The organism is Streptococcus sp. NLN64 (assembly GCF_015831295.1).
Lineage (GTDB): Bacteria > Bacillota > Bacilli > Lactobacillales > Streptococcaceae > Streptococcus.
In genome coordinates, this window is the sequence record NZ_JADXDQ010000013.1 from 1 (window position 1) to 22876 (window position 22876).

General features: G+C 43.7%; 19 protein-coding genes. 11 read left to right on the top strand and 8 right to left on the bottom strand.

Features of this window, described 5'->3' with window-relative positions:
• The first annotated feature begins 134 nt into the window (after positions 1-134).
• Genes lacF through lacG form a run of 3 tightly spaced genes read left to right on the top strand, consistent with a single transcriptional unit; the run spans position 135 to position 3510 of the window.
• Positions 135-446, top strand: coding sequence for a PTS lactose transporter subunit IIA (gene lacF / locus I2503_RS03205; protein ID WP_196966998.1), 312 nt, complete (start codon positions 135-137; stop codon positions 444-446).
• Positions 447-450: 4 nt separating this feature from the next.
• Positions 451-2091 carry a lactose-specific PTS transporter subunit EIIC gene (locus I2503_RS03210; protein WP_196966999.1) on the top strand — a complete coding sequence of 547 codons (1641 nt, stop codon included), beginning with the start codon at positions 451-453 and terminating at the stop codon, positions 2089-2091.
• Positions 2092-2103: 12 nt separating this feature from the next.
• Complete coding sequence (gene lacG / locus I2503_RS03215) at positions 2104-3510, top strand: 6-phospho-beta-galactosidase (RefSeq protein WP_196091352.1); 1407 nt, start codon at positions 2104-2106, stop codon at positions 3508-3510.
• Positions 3511-3566: 56 nt separating this feature from the next.
• Here the strand turns inward: lacG and I2503_RS03220 are convergent, their stop codons facing one another.
• Together I2503_RS03220 and I2503_RS03225 are read right to left on the bottom strand one after the other, a co-directional pair.
• Entirely contained in the window at positions 3567-4349 is a 783-nt protein-coding gene (locus tag I2503_RS03220; RefSeq protein WP_196967000.1) for a DUF1828 domain-containing protein, read from the bottom strand.
• Between the two features lies 1 nt (position 4350).
• Positions 4351-4806, bottom strand: a complete 456-nt coding sequence (locus tag I2503_RS03225) for a hypothetical protein (protein ID WP_196967001.1) — start codon at positions 4804-4806, stop codon at positions 4351-4353.
• Positions 4807-5068: 262 nt separating this feature from the next.
• Between I2503_RS03225 and I2503_RS03230 the strand changes: the two genes are divergently transcribed.
• Positions 5069-5917: a patatin family protein gene (locus tag I2503_RS03230; protein ID WP_196091349.1), complete on the top strand. Its 849-nt coding sequence runs from the start codon at positions 5069-5071 to the stop codon at positions 5915-5917.
• Positions 5918-6045: 128 nt separating this feature from the next.
• On the opposite strand, the gene I2503_RS03235 is transcribed toward I2503_RS03230, so the two are convergent.
• Together I2503_RS03235 and I2503_RS03240 are read right to left on the bottom strand one after the other, a co-directional pair.
• The gene (locus I2503_RS03235) at positions 6046-6714 is read right to left on the bottom strand and encodes an aquaporin (protein ID WP_196967002.1); all 669 of its coding nucleotides are present in this window, start codon (positions 6712-6714) and stop codon (positions 6046-6048) included.
• Between the two features lie 1035 nt (positions 6715-7749).
• Entirely contained in the window at positions 7750-8286 is a 537-nt protein-coding gene (locus I2503_RS03240; protein WP_196091347.1) for a hypothetical protein, read from the bottom strand.
• A 326-nt stretch (positions 8287-8612) separates the two neighbouring features.
• Between I2503_RS03240 and I2503_RS03245 the strand changes: the two genes are divergently transcribed.
• Positions 8613-10334: an ABC transporter ATP-binding protein gene (locus I2503_RS03245; protein ID WP_196091346.1), complete on the top strand. Its 1722-nt coding sequence runs from the start codon at positions 8613-8615 to the stop codon at positions 10332-10334.
• Positions 10331-12067 (top strand): ABC transporter ATP-binding protein, encoded by a 1737-nt coding sequence (locus I2503_RS03250; RefSeq protein ID WP_196091345.1) that lies wholly within the window; start codon positions 10331-10333, stop codon positions 12065-12067. The genes I2503_RS03245 and I2503_RS03250 overlap by 4 nt, the downstream gene beginning before the upstream one ends.
• Before the next feature lie 755 nt (positions 12068-12822).
• Here I2503_RS03250 and I2503_RS03255 read toward each other — a convergent pair.
• A complete protein-coding gene (locus I2503_RS03255) occupies positions 12823-13563 on the bottom strand; it encodes a LysR family transcriptional regulator (RefSeq protein ID WP_196091344.1) in 741 nt (246 codons plus the stop codon).
• A 112-nt stretch (positions 13564-13675) separates the two neighbouring features.
• Between I2503_RS03255 and I2503_RS03260 the strand changes: the two genes are divergently transcribed.
• On the top strand, positions 13676-14518 hold the full coding sequence (locus I2503_RS03260) for an alpha/beta hydrolase (protein WP_196091343.1): 843 nt from the start codon (positions 13676-13678) through the stop codon (positions 14516-14518).
• A 104-nt stretch (positions 14519-14622) separates the two neighbouring features.
• Here I2503_RS03260 and rpmG read toward each other — a convergent pair whose 3' ends face one another.
• The 3 genes from rpmG to I2503_RS03275 form a co-directional block, all read right to left on the bottom strand.
• Positions 14623-14772: a 50S ribosomal protein L33 gene (rpmG, locus tag I2503_RS03265; RefSeq protein WP_001265622.1), complete on the bottom strand. Its 150-nt coding sequence runs from the start codon at positions 14770-14772 to the stop codon at positions 14623-14625.
• A gap of 18 nt (positions 14773-14790) precedes the next feature.
• Positions 14791-14973, bottom strand: coding sequence for a 50S ribosomal protein L32 (rpmF, locus tag I2503_RS03270; RefSeq protein ID WP_135038419.1), 183 nt, complete (start codon positions 14971-14973; stop codon positions 14791-14793).
• Between the two features lie 304 nt (positions 14974-15277).
• Positions 15278-18430, bottom strand: a complete 3153-nt coding sequence (locus I2503_RS03275) for an LPXTG cell wall anchor domain-containing protein (protein ID WP_196967003.1) — start codon at positions 18428-18430, stop codon at positions 15278-15280.
• 239 nt (positions 18431-18669) lie between these two features.
• Between I2503_RS03275 and hisS the strand changes: the two genes are divergently transcribed.
• From hisS to I2503_RS03295, 4 genes are read left to right on the top strand one after another with little or no spacing between them, the layout of a single operon-like run.
• Positions 18670-19950: a histidine--tRNA ligase gene (hisS, locus tag I2503_RS03280; protein ID WP_196967004.1), complete on the top strand. Its 1281-nt coding sequence runs from the start codon at positions 18670-18672 to the stop codon at positions 19948-19950.
• Positions 19951-19956: 6 nt separating this feature from the next.
• Positions 19957-20160, top strand: a complete 204-nt coding sequence (locus I2503_RS03285) for a hypothetical protein (protein WP_196967005.1) — start codon at positions 19957-19959, stop codon at positions 20158-20160.
• A gap of 3 nt (positions 20161-20163) precedes the next feature.
• The gene (aspS, locus tag I2503_RS03290) at positions 20164-21918 is read left to right on the top strand and encodes an aspartate--tRNA ligase (protein ID WP_196967006.1); all 1755 of its coding nucleotides are present in this window, start codon (positions 20164-20166) and stop codon (positions 21916-21918) included.
• Positions 21905-22840 carry a YitT family protein gene (locus tag I2503_RS03295; protein WP_196967007.1) on the top strand — a complete coding sequence of 312 codons (936 nt, stop codon included), beginning with the start codon at positions 21905-21907 and terminating at the stop codon, positions 22838-22840. Before aspS ends, I2503_RS03295 begins: the two co-directional genes overlap by 14 nt.
• Positions 22841-22876 lie beyond the last annotated feature (36 nt).

A 22876-nucleotide genomic window follows, 5' to 3' on the forward strand; every position in this document is an offset into this window, starting at 1 on the left:
ATAAGAAACAACCATGAGTCCTTTCCATAACTCTATTGTTCTGGGAAACATTGCAATAGTCAAGTATTTATACAATTATTGTTCAAACTGGGTTTTAATAACCCTCTAAACTTATATTACGAGGAGGTTCTGAGATGAATCGTGAAGAAAGTACTTTATTAGGTTTTGAAATTGTGGCCTATGCCGGAGATGCTCGTTCTCGGTTATTGGAAGCCTTGAATGCGGCGCAAAATGGGGACTATGAGCGAGCAGAAGCACTGGTGGAAGAGGCTAACGATTGTATTGTACAAGCTCACCAGGCTCAAACCAGCCTCTTGCAGAAGGAAGCAGCTGGAGAAGATTTAGTCTACAGTGTGACCTTGATGCATGGGCAGGATCATTTGATGACAACTCTGCTTTTGAAGGATTTGATGAAGCACATGATTGAACTCTATAGAAGGGGGTAAAGTTATGAATCAATTGATTGCTTGGATAGAAAAAGGCAAGCCTTTCTTTGAGAAAGTCTCTCGAAATGCTTACTTAAGAGCTATTCGGGATGGTTTTATCGCAGCTATGCCGGTGATTCTCTTTTCCAGTATTTTTCTATTGGTAGCCTTTGTTCCGAATATCTTTGGCTTTACCTGGTCTGAGGAGATGGTAGCGGCGATTATGAAACCGTATGGTTATACCATGGGGATTGTAGCGGTACTCGTTGCTGGGACAACGGCTAAATCCTTGACGGATGCTTTTAACCGAGACTTGCCGAAGACCAATCAGATTAACTTCTTGTCGACCATGATGGCAGCGATTTCTGGTTTTTTACTGCTAGCAGCAGATAGTTTAGAAGGTGGTTTAGCCAATGGTTATATGGGAACGAAAGGTTTGCTGACAGCTTTTCTAGCTGCCTTTATTACGGTTAATTTGTATCGACTTTGTGTGAAGAATAATGTTACCATCCCCATGCCTCAAGAAGTTCCGCCGAATGTGTCTCAGGCATTTAAGGATATTATTCCGTATGCTCTTTCTATCTTTGTCCTCTATGGTTTGGATCTCCTGAGTCGTCAATTGGTTGGAAGCAGTGTGGCCGAGGCAATTCTTAAAGCGTTTGAACCCCTATTTACAGCGGCAGATGGTTACTTAGGGATTACGCTGATTTTTGGAGCCTACGCCCTTTTCTGGTTTGTTGGAATTCATGGTCCGTCGATTGTTGAACCGGCCATCGCGGCGATTACTTACGCTAATGTGGAAGCCAATTTCCAACTCTTGCAGGCTGGGCAACACGCAGATAAGATTTTGACATCAGGGACTCAGATGTTTATTGTAACCATGGGTGGTACTGGGGCGACCTTGGTAGTTCCCTTCATGTTTATGTGGCTCACCAAGTCTAAGCGGAATCGAGCCATTGGTCGTGCATCGGTCATTCCGACTTTCTTTGGGGTGAACGAACCGATTTTATTTGGGGCGCCGATTGTGCTCAACCCTGTCTTTTTCCTTCCGTTTGTTTTGGCTCCAATCGTGAACGTCTGGATCTTTAAATTTTTCGTGGACAGTCTCAAAATGAATTCCTTCAGTGTCAACCTGCCTTGGACAACCCCTGGTCCACTGGGAATTATCATGGGGACCAACTTTGCTCCTCTAGCCTTTTTGCTGGCGCTCCTCTTGGTCGTAGTGGACACAGCCCTTTACTATCCTTTCCTCAAGGTCTATGACCAACAAATCTTAGCAGAGGAGGCGGAAGGTCAGCCAGAGCCTGTTTTGGAACCAAAAGAAGAAGTTTCTGTTCAAGAGGAAGTGACCCAAGAAACCAATGTCTTGGTTCTCTGCGCTGGTGGTGGAACTAGCGGTCTCTTGGCCAATGCGCTCACCAAGGCTGCCCAGGAATACGGGGTGCCCGTAACAGCAGCGGCGGGGAGTTATGGGGCTCACCGGGAAATCTTGCCGGAGTATGATCTGGTGGTCTTGGCACCGCAGGTAGCTTCGAACTATAAGGATATCAAGCAGGAAACCGATGCTTTGGGCATCCGCCTGGCTAAAACTGAAGGAGCACAGTACATCAAATTGACACGGGATGGACAAGGGGCCTTGGACTTTGTTCGGAAGCAGTTGCAGTGAGGGAGGACTTGTATGAGGAGACAATTGCCAAGTGATTTTCTCTTGGGTGGGGCGACAGCGGCCTACCAAGCTGAAGGAGCGTCACAAGTAGATGGGAAAGGTCCGGTTGCTTGGGATCGGTTTTTAGCGGATCATTATTGGTTTAAAGCGGACCCGGCTTCTGATTTTTACCATCAATATCCGGTGGATTTAGCCCTGTGTGAGGAGTTTGGAGTCGGAGCTCTACGCATTTCCATAGCCTGGTCACGGATTTTTCCTAGGGGATGGGGGCAGGTGAACCCTCAAGGGGTGGATTTCTATCACCGCCTATTTGAGGAATGTCGCAAACGGGGAGTTGAGCCTTTTGTGACCCTGCATCACTTTGATACTCCAGAGGCACTTCATAGTCAAGGAGACTTCTTGAATCGAGAGACGATTGACCATTTTGTGGATTATGCAGCCTTTTGCTTCCAGGAATTTTCGGAGGTTACTTACTGGACCACCTTCAATGAAATTGGACCCATTGGTGACGGTCAATATCTGGTCGGAAAATTTCCACCTGGTATCCAATATGATCTCGCAAAAGTTTTCCAATCCCACCACAATATGATGGTTGCCCACGCTAAAGCTGTTTTACTCTATAAACAGGCGGGGTATGCAGGACAAATTGGTGTGGTTCACGCTCTGCCCACCAAATACCCCTATGACCCAAGCAATCCTGCCGATATCCGAGCCGCAGAACTAGAAGACATCATCCACAACAAATTTATTTTGGATGCGACTTATCTAGGTCATTACTCTTCGGCAACTTGGGCTGGGGTGCAGGAGCTATTAGAAATCCACGGTGGAGAACTGGATCTTCGGCCGACTGATTTTGAGGCTTTGGAAGCAGCCAAAGATTTGAATGACTTCCTGGGGATTAATTATTACATGAGCGACTGGATGCAGGCTTATGAGGGAGAGACCGAGATTATCCACAATGGAACGGGCCAAAAAGGCTCCTCCTCTTATCAAATCAAGGGAGTTGGCCGCCGACGAGCTCCAGAATCGATCCCTAAAACCGATTGGGATTGGATCATCTATCCCCAAGGACTGTATGATCAGATTATGCGCGTGACCAAGGATTACCCGAATTACAAAAAAATTTACATCACCGAAAACGGTTTGGGCTACAAAGACCAATTTGAGCAGACTACCGTCCATGACGACTATCGCATTGATTACATCCGTCAACATCTGGCAGCCATTGCGGACGCCATCACAGATGGCGCCCAAATCAAGGGCTACTTCCTCTGGTCTCTGATGGACGTCTTCTCCTGGTCCAACGGGTATGACAAACGCTACGGCCTCTTCTACGTCGATTTCGAAACACAAAAGCGCTACCCCAAACAAAGCGCTTACTGGTATCGGAAGTTGGCAGAAGATAAGTGGATAGACTAAAACAAAAGCAGAAGTTCTAGTATTAGAGGTGAGAACTTCTGCTTTTTTGGTGGCTACTATACCTTGTTTGAAAGTAAACTGTAGTCTTCAAGAATTTGGCTATGTCTGATTAAATGGATTTGGCTATGACTATTCTCCTGGAAGATGGCTTTTGTTTCTAGATCTTTTGTGAATTCATAGTGCAAGTCATCAACAAGAGCGATATATTCTGTGTTTGTTCGGTTGTATTGAAGAATCCGAGTATCCATGGCTAGTAGTTTTGCTCGATTGAGGTCATTTCCATTAGAAATGGTTCGTACTAGTCGTTCAATTTTATTGGTTGGAATAGCGAAATCAAATTGAACGGTAATTCCTTCTTTTCCGGTAAAAGAGGGGCGATTGGTGAAGAGGATTTTCTGCCTGTCTAACAGAATTCTAACTTCTTCTTGGAAGACGTTCTTGACCTGTTTATTTTGCAGGACAATCATATCATTAACCTGCATAATTGTTTGTAGCAGGCGTTGCTTTGCGATTGGAAATTGATCGATACTTGTTGTGATACACAGTTCATCCTCTTTTACCTTTGTTCCTAAAGGAGTGACGATTGTGTTTAAAATGTTTTTTTGTGTGCTACCACTAAATGAAATTCCATGATGTTTTAGAAAATTGAGTGTCCAACCATCATCAGTGAGCAATACTTGATTTGGGGATAAGAATTCTGCGTAGAGGATGATAGAATCGGATTCGTTGTCTAGAAAAGGTGTTTGTATTTCAATAACGTTTTGATCAATTTGGTTAAACTTGTACTCCTCGAACAACCAATTGAAGTAAGTGTTTTTCAAAAAATCAGAATGTGACATACTAGTTCCCCTTTCTGATGTTTGTATAGGATAGGAATGAATCGAAGGCGTCAATAATATGAGTTATATTTGGGAAGTCAGATTCAGACAATAAGACTGCGGTTGCATCTTTTTTAGTATATTGATTTGAATAGACATGAATGTGACTTCCGATGATGACAGTTCCATCTGGATTGGTATGTCTATTACTGGGATTAATGTCTAAACGAATGATATGTTCTTGCAAATTTTTAAGTCTAAGGTGGATACTATAGCGTTCAGGATTTCGCTTACCTCTGAAAACATGAAGATAGTACTGTAGTTTTTCAGTATCGATAATAACAATGTCCGAATTGATTTTACCGAAGAGTGAAGAGAGTTTATAGTATAGGTCGGTCATTCTATCTTCATTTTTAGGCATCTTCAATCGTTTGATGATTGTTGCGATATCTTTGTCAGTTAAATTCGTTAGGTCCATATTCATATCCTCCCTTAGTTCATTGCATTTACCTCATTTCGTTCTATCTGCTTTTCTTCCTAATAACTAGGATCAATTCTTGTGTCTTCATTTTAGAATACTGTGATTAGAGAGTCAAATGATAACGTGGCAATAGTTAAGATGATTTGGGATATAAAGTCTTCTATGTTTTTCGAATAAAGTGTTCCTCGTGAAACTTTTTTCTGAACCATTTTCACTCCGTTTTTGTTACACTAATAAAAACAGAAATAAGGAGGCTTTTATGAAGGTTGGTCTAGTTCTAGAAGGCGGTGGTATGCGCGGGCTTTACACGGCGGGTGTTCTGGACGCTTTTTTAGACGCCGGAATCAAGGTAGACGGTCTGGTCAGTGTTTCTGCCGGCGCTCTTTTTGGGGTTAATTTTCTTTCGGGGCAAAGGGGAAGGGCTCTGCGCTATAACAAACGCTTTATCCGAGATAAAAATTACATTAGTCTCTTATCCTGGTTGAAAACGGGCAATATGGTCAACCGGGAGATGGCCTACTATAAAATTCCGATGGAGCTAGACATTTTTGACCAGGAAGCCTTTGCAAAATCGGGTGTGCCTTTTTATGTGACGGTGACCAATCTGGAAACCGGTCAGGCAGAATATCCGAAAATTGACCATGTCTTTGACCAAATGGAATACCTCAGAGCTAGTTCAGCTCTACCTTTGGTTTCTAAGATTGTGGAAATCGATGGGAAGAAGTACTTGGATGGAGGTCTGACAGATTCAATTCCAGTAGATTTTGCCAAAAGCTTGGGGTTTGATAAGTTAATTGTCATTCTAACCCAGCCCTTTGAGTATCGAAAAAAGCCCTCCAGTGGAAGGCTTTACCGGCTCTTTTATAAGGACTATCCCAAGTTTGTAGAAGTGGCTTCTAAACGTTACCAGCATTACAATGAAGCGGTGGAAAAGATTATTCAGATGGAAGAGGCTGGTGAGGTCTATGTGATACGTCCGGATCAAGCCCTAGATGTTGGACGCTTGGAAAGAGATCCAGACAAGTTAGAGGCGGTCTACGAAATCGGAATCCGGGATGGGCAGGCTACCTTGCCTGGTTTGAAGGTGTATTTGCAAGCGAGTGAGTGATCATCGAGACGACTGGAAAGGTCGTCTTTTTTAGATGGGGAACAGGGAAGTGCTTTTAGGTTCGCTAGTCTTCAAAAAAAGCACCTTCTTCTTTGGTTTTTCCCCAAAGAATGAAGATGCTTAGAGTCTTATTTCTCAGTTTCAAGTAAGTGTTGGCCAACCAAGGCAGCTAGGAAACCACCGACAAGTGGTGCCAACATGAAGACCCAAACTTGGCTAAGCGCTGTGCCGCCGAGCAAGAGGGCTGGTGCAAGGCTACGAGCAGGGTTGACAGAAAGACCGGTTACATTAAGTCCCAACAAGATCAGGGTCGTCAAGGTCAAACTGATGACAAGACCAGCAATTTTGCCGTTTCCTTTGCTTGCAGATGTGACAGTCACAATGACCAAGACAAAGATAAAGGTTGCGATCACTTCAAATAGGAAGGCCCCCATTGCAGATACAGTTGTGAAGCCATTCTCTCCTAGACTTGTAACAGCCTGACCAGAGTTTGTGACAAAGAAACTCAAAGTAGCGGAAGCTAATAAAGCTCCAATGACTTGTGCAACAACATAGGTAAGGAAGTCTTGGGCATTCATGCGCTTATTCACGAACATAGCCAAGGATACAGCTGGATTCAAGTGTGCTCCTGAAACAGTTCCAATACTGTAGGCAGCAGCGACGATGGAAAGACCGAAAGCAAGAGCAATTCCAAGGTGCCCAATACCTTCAACTCCGTTACCGAAGACAACAGCGCCAGTTCCGATAAAGACTAACATAAAAGTACCGATCAGTTCGGCAAAGAATTTTTTAGACATAATTTTCCTCCGCGTGCAATTATAGGTGGTTTGCAGAAAATTTTCAAGAAATTTGCTTGGAAATTTTTGTGAGGGTTATGGTTGTTGGAGTTGTCTAGGGGTGATCGATTGAGGGGTGCTTAGGTTCGGTTATCTACTACCTAAAGAATTAACAGTACGTCACACAAATGATTATGTAATAATTTAAAACAGCCTTTTTAAATTATAATCTAAATATACTGTGATATAATTAAATGGGTTTCAGCTTGCGGTTACCTATCAGCTGAAAGGCTGGAGTTGTATGGCTCTGGTAGTTTATTAGCTTTTCAAAACCCTGGTGAAAAGCTGCTTGTCCGATTAGCTCTAGCACTACAACTTAAATGAGCGTAAGAGATAAGCCATGACAATTTTCTTCAAAAAAAAGCAAGGCGAGTTTGAGTTTAAAATGACTATAACACGTACTTTGCTTATTATTATTGCTGCGGCACTAGGTATGATTTAGTTCATACCTGATTTACTCAATGGTACGACATTCCCCGTGTCGTACCTATTTTATAATAGATAAAACGAAAAAGAGACTTCCCCAAGTCTCTTTTTCTAAACCCTTTTGTCATTTTGCTACTGAAACTCCTCCTATAAAAAAAATAAAACCTTTGACAGTTTAGATTTTTGGAGTCAATACGGCAACTTACTCTAAGAGTGCATGACATTTTCTTCATAATTAGTTTATCAAATAAATAAGAAAAAGTAAACTATTTTCCTTTGAGACCCACGACAAACGCATGAAACAGTAATTTCCGAATTATAACACAGTTTAAATTTAGTAACTTTAGCGATTCTCCTATAGAAGATTCCAAAAAGGATTATTTTTTATTGTGAAAATCCTGAACATTGAAATACAGAAAACTCTATTTTCTCGCTAAAAATCTCTTATGCGTTTGTCGTGCTTTGAGACATAGTAGCCAGTTTTCAAATTTATGAGAATAGCCCTACAATTTCTATATAAAATAGAACGGAAATAGAAATAAGCCCTGAGAGATGGGACTCTCTTGGGCTTTACTCTACAATCAATTTTTTGATACGGATCTCGGTCTGATAGAAATGCTGGATGTAGTAGTCTTCCAGGGTTTCCCCTGTTTTGGTGACGGTTATCCATTTTGGAAGGATTTTGGATAAAAGCCAAAGGGGAACGAGCGTTGGATACCAGATGGTCATGACTTCAAAAATGAAACGTCCATTATTCCCCCGGCCTAGGTAACGCTGACGATACTCGGATCTTAGCGAAGGATGGGGGACAAAGATATGGAAAGGGACCGGCTTCCTTTCTCGAAAAGCTCTTAAGATAGGAAACAGAAAATTTAGAGCAACCAAGACGATTTTTCCTTTTTCATGCAAATCATAGGCTCTATCGATATAGGTTTGTTTGTAATTTCGGTCCTTAATTGGCCGCTTGGTCGACTTGCGCTCCTCACGTGACAAATGGCTGACGCTGGAATTGTCGTATTTAATATCGGACATTTCGAGATCGACCACTGTCTCGTATTTCTTGGCCAAAGTCGTTTTTCCCATACCTGGAAAGGCAAATAAAAACATTGCTTCACCTCCTTGTTCCTAACAGTATAGCAGAGAAAGCTGAAAAAAGGATGAAAGCATTCACTCTATATTCGATGAAGATCAATCCTAATCCAGATAGCAAACCAAAGGCAGTACTGGAGTTTGGTGAGGTTCAATTGACAAGGGTTGATGTTGACTGTTGAAGACGACAAGTTGAATCTCTACTCTTTCGAAACAGATCGTCATGAAGGTCTTTCTAAGAATCTTTCTAGCTTACTTTTTTCTTGCAAAAATTTCAGGTGGAATTCGTTTCCTTGATCTATCGTGATAAAATAGGGGTTAGTGAATGTGTAAGGTGGAACTCTATGTACAGATTACTCAACTATTTTAAGGGGTATTACGGGCCTTCTATTCTAGCGCCTTTGTTTAAATTGATTGAGGCCTTGTTGGAGTTAGCGGTCCCTATGATTGTGGCCTCTATTATTGATCAGGCGATTCCTTCAGGCCAGCAGGGGCAGGTTTTGGCTGGGATTGCCCGGATGTTTGCCTTTGCCTTTTTGGGCTTGGTATTTGCGGATAGTGCTCAGTATTTATCTGCCAAGGCCGCTGTTGGTTTTACCAAGCAAATGAATCAAGATTTATTTGCCAAGATTGTGAATTTGGATGCGCGTGAGATTCAGAATCAATCTCCTTCTTCTTTGGTAAACCGAATAACGGCTGATAGTCTCCAGGTTCAAACGGGGCTGAATATTTTCTTCCGTTTATTTTTGCGGTCGCCTTTTATTGTATTTGGTGCTTTTGTGATGGCTCTGACGATTTCTCCGCGGGTAACCTGGATTTTCTTGGGGATGATTGTCGCTCTCTTTTTTGCGGTAGGGTTTGTCGTCCGTTTATCCAATCCTAGGTTTACCCTGGCTCGTGAACGTTTAGATCGGTTAGTACTTTTGGCACGTCAACAGGTTAAAGGGGTACGGGTTATTCGGGCCTTTGGTCGGCAGGCAGACGAGGAAACGGAATTTGTAGAGGCCAATCAGTCCCTCTACCAGACCAATTTGCAAGCGAATAATGTCTCCGTTTTATCCAATCCCTTGACCTACGCGATTGTTAACCTGTCCTTGATTTTAATTTTGTGGCAAGGTGGTGGTTGGGTCGATTCAGGGCTCTTAAAACAGGGAGAATTGGTGGCTCTAGTGAATTACCTGTTGTCCATCTTGGTGGAGTTGGTCAAGTTAGCGATGGTGGTTTCAACCATGACTCGCACCTATACTTCAGCCAGTCGTATTGCTCAGGTACTCGCCCTTGAAGAGGAGGAAGAGACATTTGACTTTTTGCCTGTGGAGCAGGAGGACAATTTGATAGAAGCTCAAAATTTGTTCTTTGCCTTTGATGAGAAGGCGGAGCCTGTCTTGAGCCATCTGAATTTTGCACTGAAGAGTGGGAGTTTCCTTGGAGTTATTGGATCTACGGGCTCGGGCAAGTCGGTCTTGATGTCCTTATTGATGAAAAATTACGACCCGACTGGGGGCCGTTTGCGATTGAATTCCCATCGCTTGAAGGTAGGGTCCCGCAAAGAATGGAGGCAAGGGCTGAGTCTGGTCCCTCAAAAGGCTAGTCTTTTCAAGGGGACGGTTAGGTCCAATCTTCTCTTGGCAAATCCTCAGGCCAGTGATGAAGAGATGTGGCAGGCATTAGAAGTGGCCCAGGCAGCTTCCTTTATCAGGGAGAAGGCAGGGTTGGATACTCCAGTAGCGACCTTTGGAAGAAACTTTTCGGGAGGTCAGCGCCAACGTTTGACCTTAGCCAGAGCTCTTTTAAAACCAGCAGAAATTTACATTTTTGATGATTCTACATCAGCTTTGGATTATCTGACAGAGTCCGAGTTCCAAAAAGCCCTCAAGACCCACTATCGTCAGAAAACGATTGTGATGGTTTCCCAAAGAACAGGATCGGTGAAAGAGGCAGATCAGATTTTGGTTTTGGAAGAAGGGCAACAAGTTGGCTATGGTCGACATGAGATGCTGCTTGAGACCAGTGAGGTCTATCGAGAAATCCATGAATCCCAAGAAGTGAAGGAGGTGGTGAAATGAGAAGATCAGCGAGTGCTAGTAAACTATTTGCTCGGTTTTTAAGCTTTCCTTGGCAGTTGGCGGGTGTTCTTCTTTTATCTCTTTTACAAGTTCTGGTGACGATTGCGATTCCCGTTTTCATTGGCCGAGCCGTTAACGTTGTGATTGGACCTAACCAAGTTAATGTTAATCAACTTGGATGGATTTTAATTCAGATGCTGGTTCTGATTGGGATGAATGTTCTTTTTCAATTCATGACCCCTCGTCTTTATAATCAGATGGTTCTAGAGGTGACGCGACAGCTACGCAATGATTTGATTAGGAAATTCAATCGTCTGTCAATCGGGACTATTGACCAGATGTCCGGTGGTGATTTGGTTAGTCCTTTAGTGAATGATGTAGAAATCGTAGGTGATGGCCTCCTCTTAATTTTCAACCAATTCATTATGGGAATTTTGACCATCCTTCTAACCATCGTGACCATGGCATCTTTGGATTGGCAGATGATGATTTTAGTGGTGGCTTTAACACCTCTCTCAATTTTGTTTGCGCGCTTCATTGCCAAGCACTCTTATTTGAGATTCCGAGATCAAGCTGAGGCGCGGGCCGATCAGTTGGGATTGGTGGAGGAATCGATCCAGCAAATAGAGGTCTTGCGCGCCTTCAATGCACAAAATCAAGTTATTTCAGCTTTTGAGCGCAGTAATGAAGACTACGCCACCAAGTCACAGGGAGCGATGTTCTTCTCCTCGCTAACCAATCCTACAACTCGTTTTATTAATGCGATGATTTATGCGGCTGTGACCTATATCGGGGCTATACGCATTATAGCAGGAAGTTTTTCCATAGGAGAGTTGACTACTTTCTTGAATTTTGCGACTCAATATTCCAAACCTTTTAATGACATCTCCTCTGTCTTAACCGAAATCCAAGGCGCTCTAGCTTCTGCTGACCGTATTTTCAACCTCTTGGAATTGGAAGAAATGCCGCCGGTGGAGGAAGGGGTCCGGCAAGACTCTAGTGAGTTTGTGGGGCAGGTGACCTTTGATCAGGTTTCTTTCTCTTATGCTCCCAGTCAATCCTTGATTGAAAACTTTAACCTCCAAGTTGAGGCAGGCCAACGAGTTGCGATTGTCGGTCCAACTGGTGCAGGTAAATCCACTCTCATTAACCTCTTGATGGGCTTTTATCCAGTTAATAGGGGCGAAATCCGGATAGATCAGATTCCGATAAGCCAGATAGCTCCCCAAGTTTTGCGAAATGAGTTTGGTATGGTCCTACAGGAAACCTGGCTTAAGGCGGGAACTATTTTTGAAAATATTGCCTACGCAAAGCCAGATGCTAGCCTAGATCAAGTAGTAGAAGCTGCCAAAAAAGCTCATGCCCACCATTTTATTATGCAGCTGCCTAAAGGGTATGATACTTATCTGACAGATGATGGAGGCGGCTTGTCCATTGGTCAGCAACAACTCCTATCCATTGCCCGCCTCTTTATGAAATTGCCAAAGGTTCTAATCTTAGATGAAGCAACTTCATCCATTGATACCCGGACCGAGGTACTCATTCAATCTGCTTTCGATGAACTGATGCAAGGACGAACCTCCTTTGTCATTGCCCATCGCCTATCGACCATCCAGTCTGCAGACCTGATTCTTGTCATGCAGGATGGCAACATCGTGGAGCAGGGCAATCACCAAGAGCTCATGCAGGTAGGAGGTTTGTATTCCCGCATGCAGAGAAGCTATCAGGTGTAAGATTCTTTCTCTTGCTTTAAACTTCTATAGTCTTTTAGTTTATCTTTTGTTACTGTGTTAGATCGTCTTGCCGTACTTCAGTACTGTCTACGACTCGCTGCCTTGTACTAAAAGTAAACTAAAAGACTATATCGGCTCTCAGATACTGAAGATTCTTGCAAACTTTTTGGGGACAAGAAAAAACACCGTCTTGATAGTGTCCTACTGATATAGTCCTACTTGAGTAGACAGTACCAACATAGAAAGTACTGTTTCCGAAAGTAGGATTTTTATTATGTATAGTAAAGCGCTGATAGCTTTCTAGACACTGACAGACCGATTTATACTCGAAACAGTTCGAAATCTGAAACGAACTTTAATCCAGGAATTGGATTAAAATTTATAGGTAATGAAGCAAGCTTCGCTTACCATCAATCCGATGAAGACAGTTCAACAGGTCTGGGAGACCTGTTGAATCTTATCAATAAGGCGTGCAAAGCACGCAATCAATACGTTCGGCGAAGAGGATTAGCACATTCAGATTTTGAAATGTAATGAGTATTAGATTGTTCCTCACGAGTTCCGCTATAGCTCTATCTCTATTATAGCGGGTGAAGGTATCGATCTTCCCACCATCCGATAGTTTGTCAGATACTCGGAGGATTGCAAGGAGATTAAACCTGTCTATTTCCATGTGATTCAGAAGCAAAAAGAGATTATGAGAGGAGCTGTCGAAAAGCTTGGGGAGAAGAGAACTTCAAAAACAATTGATGCTATTAGATACTATCTTTTTCAAATGTATAAAAAGGAATTTGATAGGTTTTATCGTTAATGCTCAAAAAGTTATGCTTTCTAGCTAGGAAATTTGGTAATAAAGCAAACCCTTGTCCATTTTCGACTAATTGTATAATATTTACAAAGGAATCAATCTCTATAATTTCAGTGTTTTTAGGGATTGTTTCCATAGTCTTTTTCCGGAATGGGCATGCTTCGTCACTGTTTACTAGTACTGGTAACTGAGTTACATCTGTTCCTTGTTTTGCGACTGGCGTTATTAGAAGGTTTCCGATTTGAGTAAGTGAATAACTTTTATGATTTATTAGATAGTAAGAAGTGATAATATCCTCAGTGGGATTTGTATCTTTAATGATCGTACTGGATTTTGTGATAATAAATTGATTGTCGGTTAATGAATAATCATTCATTTCTTCGACAATATATTGAAAGAGAATTTCGGTCGTCTTGACTGACTTCTTTTTTTTATTAGAATCTAGTTTTTCTGTGATAGTCTGTGTTAAATCTAAGACCTCACAAGCGTATTCATAAAAGGCTCTACCGCTTTCAGTTGGGGTTACGCCCTTGTAACTTCTTTTGAAGAATGATGTATTAAATTCTTGCTCTATCGTTTTTAAGCGAGTAGTAACATTGGATTGCGCATAACCTAGTTTTTGTGCAGCTTTATTGATAGAATTAAGTTCATAAATTGTTTTATAAATATTTAAGTCTTGAATTTGCATAGAATAACCTTCAGGGATATCATTATTTGTGATAAGTATATCATACATTGATAATAGGAAAGAAATTTTTGGGGTGGTATAATAACAATAAATTGGAAGTGAGGTAAGAAAAATGAAATATAATAAAATAAGGGTAAATGGTTTGGAAGTCTTTTATCGTGAAGCTGGACAAGCTGATAAACCAGTGTTCTTGTTGTTACATGGTTTCCCATCAGCTAGTCACCAATTCCGCGAATTAATGCCACTATTGGAGAAGGATTTCCATCTCATTGCTCCTGATTTAATCGGTTTTGGACAGTCCGAGGCTCCTGATCATGCTACTTTTGATTATACTTTTGATAATTTAACAGCTTATGTTGAAGGTTTATTATCTGCTCTAGGCATTGAGAAATTTTATCTTTATGTATTTGATTATGGAGCTCCTATTGGTTTTAGAATTGCAAGTAAGTACCCAGAACGCATTTTGGGGATTGTTAGTCAAAATGGGAATGTTTATGAAGAAGGCTTAGGGAAAAAATGGGAAGCTCGAGCAGAGTATTGGAGAAATCCGACACCTGAACTAAGAAAGGAGTACCAAAGTGCGTTTGCTCCACAAACCATTATTGGTCAATACTCTGGTGGTGAAGACATCCGTAAGTTATCTCCAGATGGGTATTTGTTGGATATCTATTATTCACAATCTGAAGGCTATGCTGAAAGACAATCTGACTTGATTTTTGATTATCAATCAAACGTTGCACTCTATCCAAAATTTCAGGCTTATCTCAAAAAATATCAACCGAAGCTATTAGCAGCTTGGGGAAAGAATGACCCAAGTTTTGTTTATCAAGGGGCACTTGCATTTGCTAAAGATAATCCTAATAGTCGAATTGAATTATTAGATGGAGGACATTTTGTTCTTGAAACTCATGCCAAAGAAATTGCCAACCTCATTTTAGATTATTTTAAAGAATAGGTTGCCTTAGAGATACTGCAGTCTAAAATCAACCTGATAAAACTGTCTTTAGGGCAACAGAAAAAGCCTAGAAATATTAATTTCATAGGCTTTTCTAATCCCAATTATTTCACCTCGGTAAACACGACGTGTTTACGCAATTTTGGTGAGTATTTTTTCAATTGAAGACGGTCTGGTGTGTTGCGTTTGTTTTTAGAAGTAAGGTACAAGCGTTCACCAGATTCTTTGTGTTCAAGTGTGATATTTACGCGCATGAGTGCTCCCTTCTATTCTTATTCAGCTGCTTGAGCTTTAGCGATCTTACGTCCTTTGTAGTATCCTTTAAGAGATACACGGTGTGAACGTGAGTAGTCACCAGTTGTAGCATCGAATTGAACAGATGGTGCTGTCAATTTGTAGTGTGTACGACGTTTGTTTTTCTTCGCTTTTGATGTGCGACGTGCAGGTACTGCCATTTCTTTGTTTCCTCCAATAGAATATTCTTTGACGATCCGTCAACTTTAAAAGAATAACACAAATGAATTGTAAAGTAAAGTTACTTGACAACTTTTTTCAAAAAAAACAGGAACCCCTAATCCTGAAAGGGAAAATCAACAAGAAACCACAAGGCTGCTCCTATTGAGTGAGCAGCCTGTAGCTGTTTCAGATATACTCTTTTAGTTTATCTTTTATTACTATGTTAGCTCGTCTTGTCGTGCTTCAGTATTGCCTGCGACTCGCTGCCTTGTACTAAAAGCAAACTAACAGACTACAGTAGCCTTAGCCTTTGCGGCGTTTGGATTTAACAATTCCAAGGGTTGCCAACAAACCAAGTCCCATGCTTGTCATCATTACGGAGCTTTGGCTAGAGGTGTTTGGCAAGTTTTCTTGTTTAGTGGTTTCATTCTTCCAGTCAGGGATCGCTTTCTCAGCTTTTGACAGTGACTCTACAGAGTTCCACTGAGATGGAATGGTTCGATTTGTAATTTTCTTTGATGGGCGGGTAAGGACTGGTAGGGTTGGATTGTTTCCGTTAGACTCCCCTTCCTTCTTATCTCCTTGTTTTAGTTGATCCAAGTCGAATTTAGGAAGCTCTTCTGTGACGGTTCCTTTCCCATGCTGTTTTTGTTTGAGGGCATCTAGGTCGAATTTAGGAAGTTCTTCTGTGATGGTTCCTTTCCCATGCTGTTTTTGTTTGAGGGCATCTAGGTCGAATTTAGGAAGTTCTTCTGTGACGGTTCCTTCTCCATGCTGTTTTTGTTTGAGGGTATCCAGGTCGAATTTAGGAAGTTCTTCTGTGACGGTTCCTTCTCCATGCTGTTTTTGTTTGAGGGCATCTAGGTCGAATTTAGGAAGTTCTTCGGTGATGGTTCCTTCTCCATGTTTTTTGGAGCGTAGGTCTAGTTGAAGGAGTAGTGGGTCGTGGTCGGAAGCACGTCCGTGTTCTTCCATGAAGATGGAGTTCACGTGGACCATGTCAAACTCGTAGCGGTCGAGGAGGTTATTTGAGATAACAACGTTATCCAGGGACTGGTTGTTTCCTTGGTAGAAGTAGGAGAAGCGATCGGATAGGTCGTGGCGGCTTACTAGGTTGGACATGATGTCTCCTGAGATGATGTCCAGTGTCTTGGTAAACTCGTAGTCGTTGTAGTCTCCTAGTATAGCGACGTTTAGATCGTTGTTTTGCGCCATTCCTTGGGAGATAAATTGATTGATAATGGTAGCCATTTGATGGCGTTGTGTTTCAGATTTGAAGCTGACTGGTTGAACCTTACCGAAGAGTCCATTATCTCCTCGTTTTGAGTTGAGATGGACGGCAACGACGTTTATTTTTTGTCCCTTGAAGTTAAACTCTGCGATAATTGGTTTCCGTGAGTTTTTCCAAGCTGTATTGGTTGGATCGATGCGGGCGATGCTGTGTTTTAATTCGCCGTTTTCCCAAGCTGCGGGCGTAGTTGCATCTCCTTTTGGTTTATCCGATAAAGAGACACGATCGGCATTGTAAAGGAATCCTGTACGGATATTGGAACCAGGAGCACCACCGTCCATATTATTTTCAGGTTCAATGTCAATGTATTGATAGGTAGGGCCGCCTTCAGCTTTGATGGCTTCAATTAGTCGGCGAGCGCTTTGGCTGGCATCGACGGTCCCATCATCGGTTGTCCCGTTGTTGTCTTGGACTTCAATAAGGGTGATGATGTCTGGAGATTTCAAGTCATTGACAAAAGATTTGGCAATGCGTCTAACTTTGGCATTGCTGGTTGTTTTGTTATTGGCTGAGAAATTTTCAATGTTATAAGAGGCGATGGTGAGTTTGTTGGGGTCTTTGACAATTGTTGTGATTTCAGGTTGGACACCGCCGTCTGTAACTGCTGGAGAGTTGGCAACGGTAGCTAGTAATTTATAATTGGTATAGCCATAGGAAATCGGACCGTAAATCCGTCCTTGGAAGGAGTCGCCTGTTTTTGTAACGACATTTTTATCGAAAAGGACGGCGATTTTTTCGGGATGGGCGTTATCGGCTTCAAGGGTTAAGCCACCGAACTTATTGGTTGGTCCTGTATAAGTTCCTGGAACGACATAGACTTCTTTATAAGATTGTGGGCCAAGAACCTTAGCATTGTCAATTCCCACAACCATACCTTCTAAGGACTCCCAGAAATCAAGGCCATTTGTATCTGGATCGAAGGAGGTGAAGGAATCATCTTTGATAATTTTCGTAGGAGCGATGCGGTCAACACCGAGGATGATCGGAGCGGGGACATCGGTTTTGCCTTCTTTTACAATGGAAGTCGCTGCAATCTGGGTTGTGGTCAAATCTGTTGCTGCCTTGTCGCTGTAGCCAGTTCCGAGATATTCAACGACTTTCCCTGTTACGGTTAGGATGTCGCCAAGGGCAACTTGGTGATTGGTTTGGAAAACGTTAACGCCGTCAGATGTTTTTGGGTTGCCATCGGGTGTCAAGTCTTGAATGTAGAAGTGGTTTTTGTTGGCAATGTAAGTGACCACCACATTTTTCACGGTGACCGTTTGATTTTCAAGAGGAGAGGTGTGGCTCTCTCCCTGGATTTGTCCAACCGTTACGAATGCTTCTTCTGGTGGAGCTGCCGTGCCTTTTTTGACAACTTCAAACTGATTTTCCAAGAATGGTTTTAGTTGATTTTTGCCTCGATAGGTGGATAAGATCGCTGTGATGTTGATGGTGTCGTTTTCAGAGATTAAGTTGGTTAGAATGGCATTGGTAATCCCTGTGCGGCTATCGACCCGAACTGCGACGGATTTGCCATCTGCGTCACGGATGTTAAAGGTGGAGGTCCCGTTTTTATCACTAGAGATAGCGCCCACGGTCATATTCTCTAGGGTTACGAGCGTTGATTGGAGATTGTCTGTCAAGCCGTCGACAGTTGTGACGGTCGGTTCTGGAACCGAAAGATCTGCGACTTTTGTGAGGTTAGCAACCTTGGTTAGTTGAAGTTCTCCATTGAAGTCCCCTAAGGTTCCCTCTAATTGAACCGTATCTCCCATAGCGACATCCTGTTTTTTACCAGGATACACATAGAGGCCGTCGCCAGCCGCGTCTTGGATGTAGAAGCCATTGCCGCCCCAAGCATTGACCTTACTGATGACTTTACCAGAGACTGTTAGTTCTTGTCCTTTTTCGCTCTCTCGTGCTTGTGCGATAGGGGTGGTTGAGCTATTGGAATCTGCTGAAACTGTTTCTACAGGTTGGTTGTCAATTGGGGTTTCAGCGGGTGCCTCTGACAAATCCGAATGATTTGGAGTTACTTGATTTGTGTCAGCGAGAAGGTTTTCAGTTGCGGGAGTTTGGTCATTTGCCGCGACAGTCTCTTGTGCCAATGTGGTCGATAACACAAGTGGCGCAAGTAGCAGAGAAGCACGCAACATATACTTATAAACAGCCTTTTTTTCCATGGGAATCTCCTATCTTTTGATGATTTCATTGTATCAGAAATATCAGGATAAACCAAGAACAATCCGAATGTTTTATGCGAATGCTTGCGCAATAGTTCGTTTTGTTTTGGAGTCAAATCAAGCTAGGGGAGGCTAGTCGGTCTAATCCCAAGTAGGCTGACGAAGTTGGTGATAAGGCTTTCGTAGAGGGGGGAATTGTGCTAAAATTGTACTAATGCAACTAAAGGAAAAGGAACATTATGAAACTACAGAAACCAAAGGGAACGCAGGACATCTTGCCTGGTGAGTCTCGAAAATGGCAATTTGTGGAAGCCCGAGCTCGGGAAATCTTTGGACGTTACCGGTTTGAAGAAATTCGGACGCCGCTCTTCGAGCACTATGAAGTCATTAGTCGGTCGGTTGGAGACACCACCGATATCGTCAGCAAGGAAATGTATGATTTCTATGACAAGGGGGACCGACACATTACCCTAAGACCAGAAGGGACTGCTCCGGTAGTGCGTTCTTATGTAGAGAATAAGCTGTTTGCGCCAGAGGTGCAGAAGCCAGTCAAGCTGTTCTACATGGGTTCCATGTTCCGGTATGAGCGGCCGCAAGCGGGACGCTTGCGGGAGTTCCACCAAATCGGGGTGGAAGCATTTGGATCTAGCAATCCTGCAACGGATGTGGAAGTCATCGCCATGGCGGCTGATTTTTTCCGAGAACTTGGTCTGCAGGGAATTCGTCTGCATTTGAACAGTTTGGGAACTCCGGAATCACGCGCAGCTTACCGTCAAGCTTTGATTGACTACCTCTTGCCTCATAAGGAGACCCTATCCGCAGATAGTCAGCGCCGCTTGGAAGAGAATCCCTTGCGAGTCTTGGACTCCAAGGAAAAAGCGGACCAGGCAGTTGTGGAAGGGGCACCGTCCATTCTGGATTATTTGGATGCGGAGAGCCAGGAACACTTGGATCAAGTGCGGGAGCTCTTGGATGCCTTGGGTATTGACTATGTTATGGATCCGAGAATGGTTCGTGGTTTGGACTACTACAACCACACAATTTTTGAATTTATCACAGACGTTAAGGGATCCGATTTGACCGTCTGTGCCGGTGGTCGGTACGACGGCTTGGTCTCCTACTTTGGTGGTCCTGAGACCCCAGGATTCGGGTTTGGTCTTGGGGTGGAGCGGTTGCTTTTGCTGCTTGACGAGCAAGGGGTAGAACTTCCAGGATTACCAGCCTTAGATGTGTATGTTGCTACCCTAGGCGCAGAGGTGAATCGGGCTGCAACCCTTTTGGTTCAGTCTTTGCGTCGACAAGGTTTGACAGCGGAACGAGAGTATCTCAACCGCAAGCTCAAGGCTCAGTTTAAGGCGGCGGATCAATTCCAGGCGCGGGCCTTGATTACCTTTGGAGAATCTGAGCTAGAATCTGGACAGGTGACGGTCAAGAACAATCAGACACGGGAACAAATTCAAGTTAGCTTGGCTGATCTCGAGGCAGATGCACGGGGCGTTCTGACGCCGATTTTGGAGTAGTAGGCCATGAAGAAGAGATTGCTTGGGGCCTGTATACAGGCAGTGGTGATTGGTTTCGTGATTGGTTGTATCTGCTTCTTGGTGCGGGGAGATTTCCTTTACCGTTATTTAGCGCCAATTTTCGGGTTTTTGGCTGGACTTGCCTACTTTGTAACGGGTACAGCCATTGAAATTTTACATGAAATAAGACAAACAGAGAAAGAGGAATAGTTGATGGAACGTTCGATGTATGCGGGGCGTGTGCGCTCGGAGCAAATTGGTCAGACACTGACCCTAAAAGGTTGGGTTGGTCGTCGTCGGGACTTGGGAGGCTTGATTTTTATCGATTTGCGTGACCGTGAAGGGTTAATGCAGTTGGTGATCAATCCAGAATTGGTGGATGCGTCTGTTATGCAGGCGGCTGAGAGCTTGCGGTCTGAGTATGTCATTGAGGTGACCGGGAAGATTTTGGCGCGTGAGCAGGCCAATGATCAATTACCTACGGGGCAAGTGGAGATGCAGGTCGAGCAGTTGACCGTCTTGAATACGGCTAAAACGACTCCGTTCGAAATCAAAGATGGGATTGAGGTCAACGATGATACGCGTTTGCGTTACCGTTACCTTGACCTACGTCGTCCGGAAATGTTGGCGAATTTCAAACTCCGTGCGCAGGTTACCCACAGTATTCGCAACTATTTGGATGAGCATGAGTTTATCGATGTGGAGACTCCTTTCTTGGCCAAATCGACTCCAGAAGGAGCACGAGACTACTTGGTCCCAAGCCGGGTGCATGAAGGACATTTCTATGCTCTTCCACAGAGTCCACAAATCACCAAACAACTCTTGATGAATGCTGGATTTGACCGTTACTATCAAATCGTGAAATGTTTCCGTGATGAGGACTTGCGTGGAGACCGTCAGCCAGAGTTTACGCAAGTCGACTTGGAGACGTCCTTCCTATCGGATCAAGAAATCCAAGACTTGGTGGAAGGAATGATTGCTAAGGTTATGAAGGATACCAAGGGCATTGAGGTGACCCTACCTTTCCCTCGCATGAAATACGAAGAAGCCATGCGTCTTTACGGTGTCGATAAACCAGATACCCGTTTTGATATGCTGCTTGAAGACTTGACAGACCTCGTTTCAGATGTTGAATTCAAGGTTTTCTCTGAAGCACCAGCTGTTAAAGCTATCGTGGTGCGTGGGGCAGCGGACCAATACTCTCGGAAAGATATCGATAAGTTGACCGAGGTCGCCAAGCAATACGGTGCCAAGGGTCTGGCATGGGTTAAGTACGCTGACGGTGCTCTTACAGGTCCCGTTGCGAAATTCTTGACTAGCCATGAAGAGAAGTTGGTCTCTCACCTCAATTTGGGAGCCCAAGACCTTGTTCTCTTTGTTGCGGATGAAATGGAAGTGGCCAATGCTACTCTTGGGGCGCTTCGCGTGCGCTTAGGAAAAGAGCTAGGACTTATCGACGAGAGTCGATTCGATTTCCTCTGGGTTGTGGACTGGCCAATGTTTGAATGGTCTGAAGAAGAAGGTCGTTACATGAGTGCCCACCATCCGTTTACCCTGCCACAAATGGATACGGCTTCCGAATTGGAAGGTGACCTCAGCAAGGTTAAGGCGATCGCCTATGATATTGTCTTGAATGGTTATGAGTTGGGAGGTGGAAGCCTTCGGATTAACCAACGAGACTTACAAGAACGCATGTTTAAAGCTCTTGGATTCAGTCAAGAAGAAGCAGAAGAGCAGTTTGGCTTCCTATTGGAAGCTATGGACTACGGCTTCCCACCACATGGTGGATTGGCCATCGGTTTGGACCGCTTCGTCATGCTGCTAGCTGGCCAAGACAATATTCGGGAAGTCATTGCCTTTCCGAAAAACAACAAGGCCACAGACCCTATGACTCAGGCACCGAGTCCAGTGGCTTTGAGCCAATTGGAAGAACTGAGTCTACGGGTCCAAGAGGATGAAAGACAATAAATACTACCGTGCTTTTCGGGTCTGGTTGGATGAACTAGGCAGGCGTTTCCACTTTATCAAGCTTTTGCAGAGTATTTCCCGAGAAAAATATGACGAGAAATTGTCCGCCGCGGTCTTGTATGGAATCTTGTCCGCGATTGCGGTCAATCTCTTTTACCAACCCGGTCATGTCTATTCTGCTGGGGCAACCGGTTTGGCTCAGATTATTCAGGCTCAATTACTCAATCATTTTGACATCAATCTGCAACTGGCCTTGATTTACTACGCCATCAATATTCCCCTGATGGTCCTGGCTTGGTATCAGATTGGCCACAAGTTTACCATTTTCACCTTCATAACGGTTAGTTTCTCGACCCTCTTCCTAGAGTGGATTCCAGAGTTGACCCTGACCACAGATCCCATCATCAACGCCCTTTTTGGGGGTGTTCTGATGGGCTTGGGGATTGGTTTGGCCCTTCGGGCCAATATCTCCAGTGGCGGTATGGATGTCTTAATCCTGACAATCCGCAAGCGGACCGGTCGGCAGGTCGGTAACCTGTCGCTGGCCCTTAACGGGGTTATCATTCTAATGGCCGGGCTCTCCTTTGGCTGGCCCTACGCCTTTTATTCTTTGGTGACCCTCTTTGTGTCCACGCGCGTGACCGATTTGGTTTTCACCAAACAAAGAAAAATGCAGGCCATGATTGTCACCAGCCATCCGGAGCTGGTTATCAAGGAAATTCACGCTAGGTTGGAGCGTGGAGTGACGATTTTGAACGATGCTGAGGGGGCTTACGAGCATGAGCGCAAGGCGGTGTTGATCACCATTATTACCCGAGCGGAATATCATAAATTTAAGTGGATTATGCGCGAAACGGATCCCAAGGCCTTTGTGACCATTGCAGATAATGTCCACGTTCTGGGACGTTTTGTTGAATATTAAAAGTAGACCGGCGAAAAAATCTTTCGCTAGGTCTTT

Coding starts and splice junctions, on each gene's coding strand:
- I2503_RS03225 (WP_196967001.1), bottom strand. CDS start 4,806: ATGGACCTAACGAATTTAACTGACAAAGATATCGCAACAATCATCAAA.
- I2503_RS03260 (WP_196091343.1), top strand. CDS start 13,676: ATGAAATATAATAAAATAAGGGTAAATGGTTTGGAAGTCTTTTATCGT.
- I2503_RS03235 (WP_196967002.1), bottom strand. CDS start 6,714: ATGTCTAAAAAATTCTTTGCCGAACTGATCGGTACTTTTATGTTAGTC.
- I2503_RS03275 (WP_196967003.1), bottom strand. CDS start 18,430: ATGGAAAAAAAGGCTGTTTATAAGTATATGTTGCGTGCTTCTCTGCTA.
- I2503_RS03230 (WP_196091349.1), top strand. CDS start 5,069: ATGAAGGTTGGTCTAGTTCTAGAAGGCGGTGGTATGCGCGGGCTTTAC.
- I2503_RS03210 (WP_196966999.1), top strand. CDS start 451: ATGAATCAATTGATTGCTTGGATAGAAAAAGGCAAGCCTTTCTTTGAG.
- I2503_RS03245 (WP_196091346.1), top strand. CDS start 8,613: ATGTACAGATTACTCAACTATTTTAAGGGGTATTACGGGCCTTCTATT.
- I2503_RS03255 (WP_196091344.1), bottom strand. CDS start 13,563: ATGCAAATTCAAGACTTAAATATTTATAAAACAATTTATGAACTTAAT.
- I2503_RS03240 (WP_196091347.1), bottom strand. CDS start 8,286: ATGTTTTTATTTGCCTTTCCAGGTATGGGAAAAACGACTTTGGCCAAG.
- lacG (WP_196091352.1), top strand. CDS start 2,104: ATGAGGAGACAATTGCCAAGTGATTTTCTCTTGGGTGGGGCGACAGCG.
- I2503_RS03220 (WP_196967000.1), bottom strand. CDS start 4,349: ATGTCACATTCTGATTTTTTGAAAAACACTTACTTCAATTGGTTGTTC.
- I2503_RS03295 (WP_196967007.1), top strand. CDS start 21,905: ATGAAAGACAATAAATACTACCGTGCTTTTCGGGTCTGGTTGGATGAA.
- I2503_RS03250 (WP_196091345.1), top strand. CDS start 10,331: ATGAGAAGATCAGCGAGTGCTAGTAAACTATTTGCTCGGTTTTTAAGC.
- I2503_RS03285 (WP_196967005.1), top strand. CDS start 19,957: ATGAAGAAGAGATTGCTTGGGGCCTGTATACAGGCAGTGGTGATTGGT.
- aspS (WP_196967006.1), top strand. CDS start 20,164: ATGGAACGTTCGATGTATGCGGGGCGTGTGCGCTCGGAGCAAATTGGT.
- rpmG (WP_001265622.1), bottom strand. CDS start 14,772: ATGCGCGTAAATATCACACTTGAACACAAAGAATCTGGTGAACGCTTG.
- lacF (WP_196966998.1), top strand. CDS start 135: ATGAATCGTGAAGAAAGTACTTTATTAGGTTTTGAAATTGTGGCCTAT.
- rpmF (WP_135038419.1), bottom strand. CDS start 14,973: ATGGCAGTACCTGCACGTCGCACATCAAAAGCGAAGAAAAACAAACGT.
- hisS (WP_196967004.1), top strand. CDS start 18,670: ATGAAACTACAGAAACCAAAGGGAACGCAGGACATCTTGCCTGGTGAG.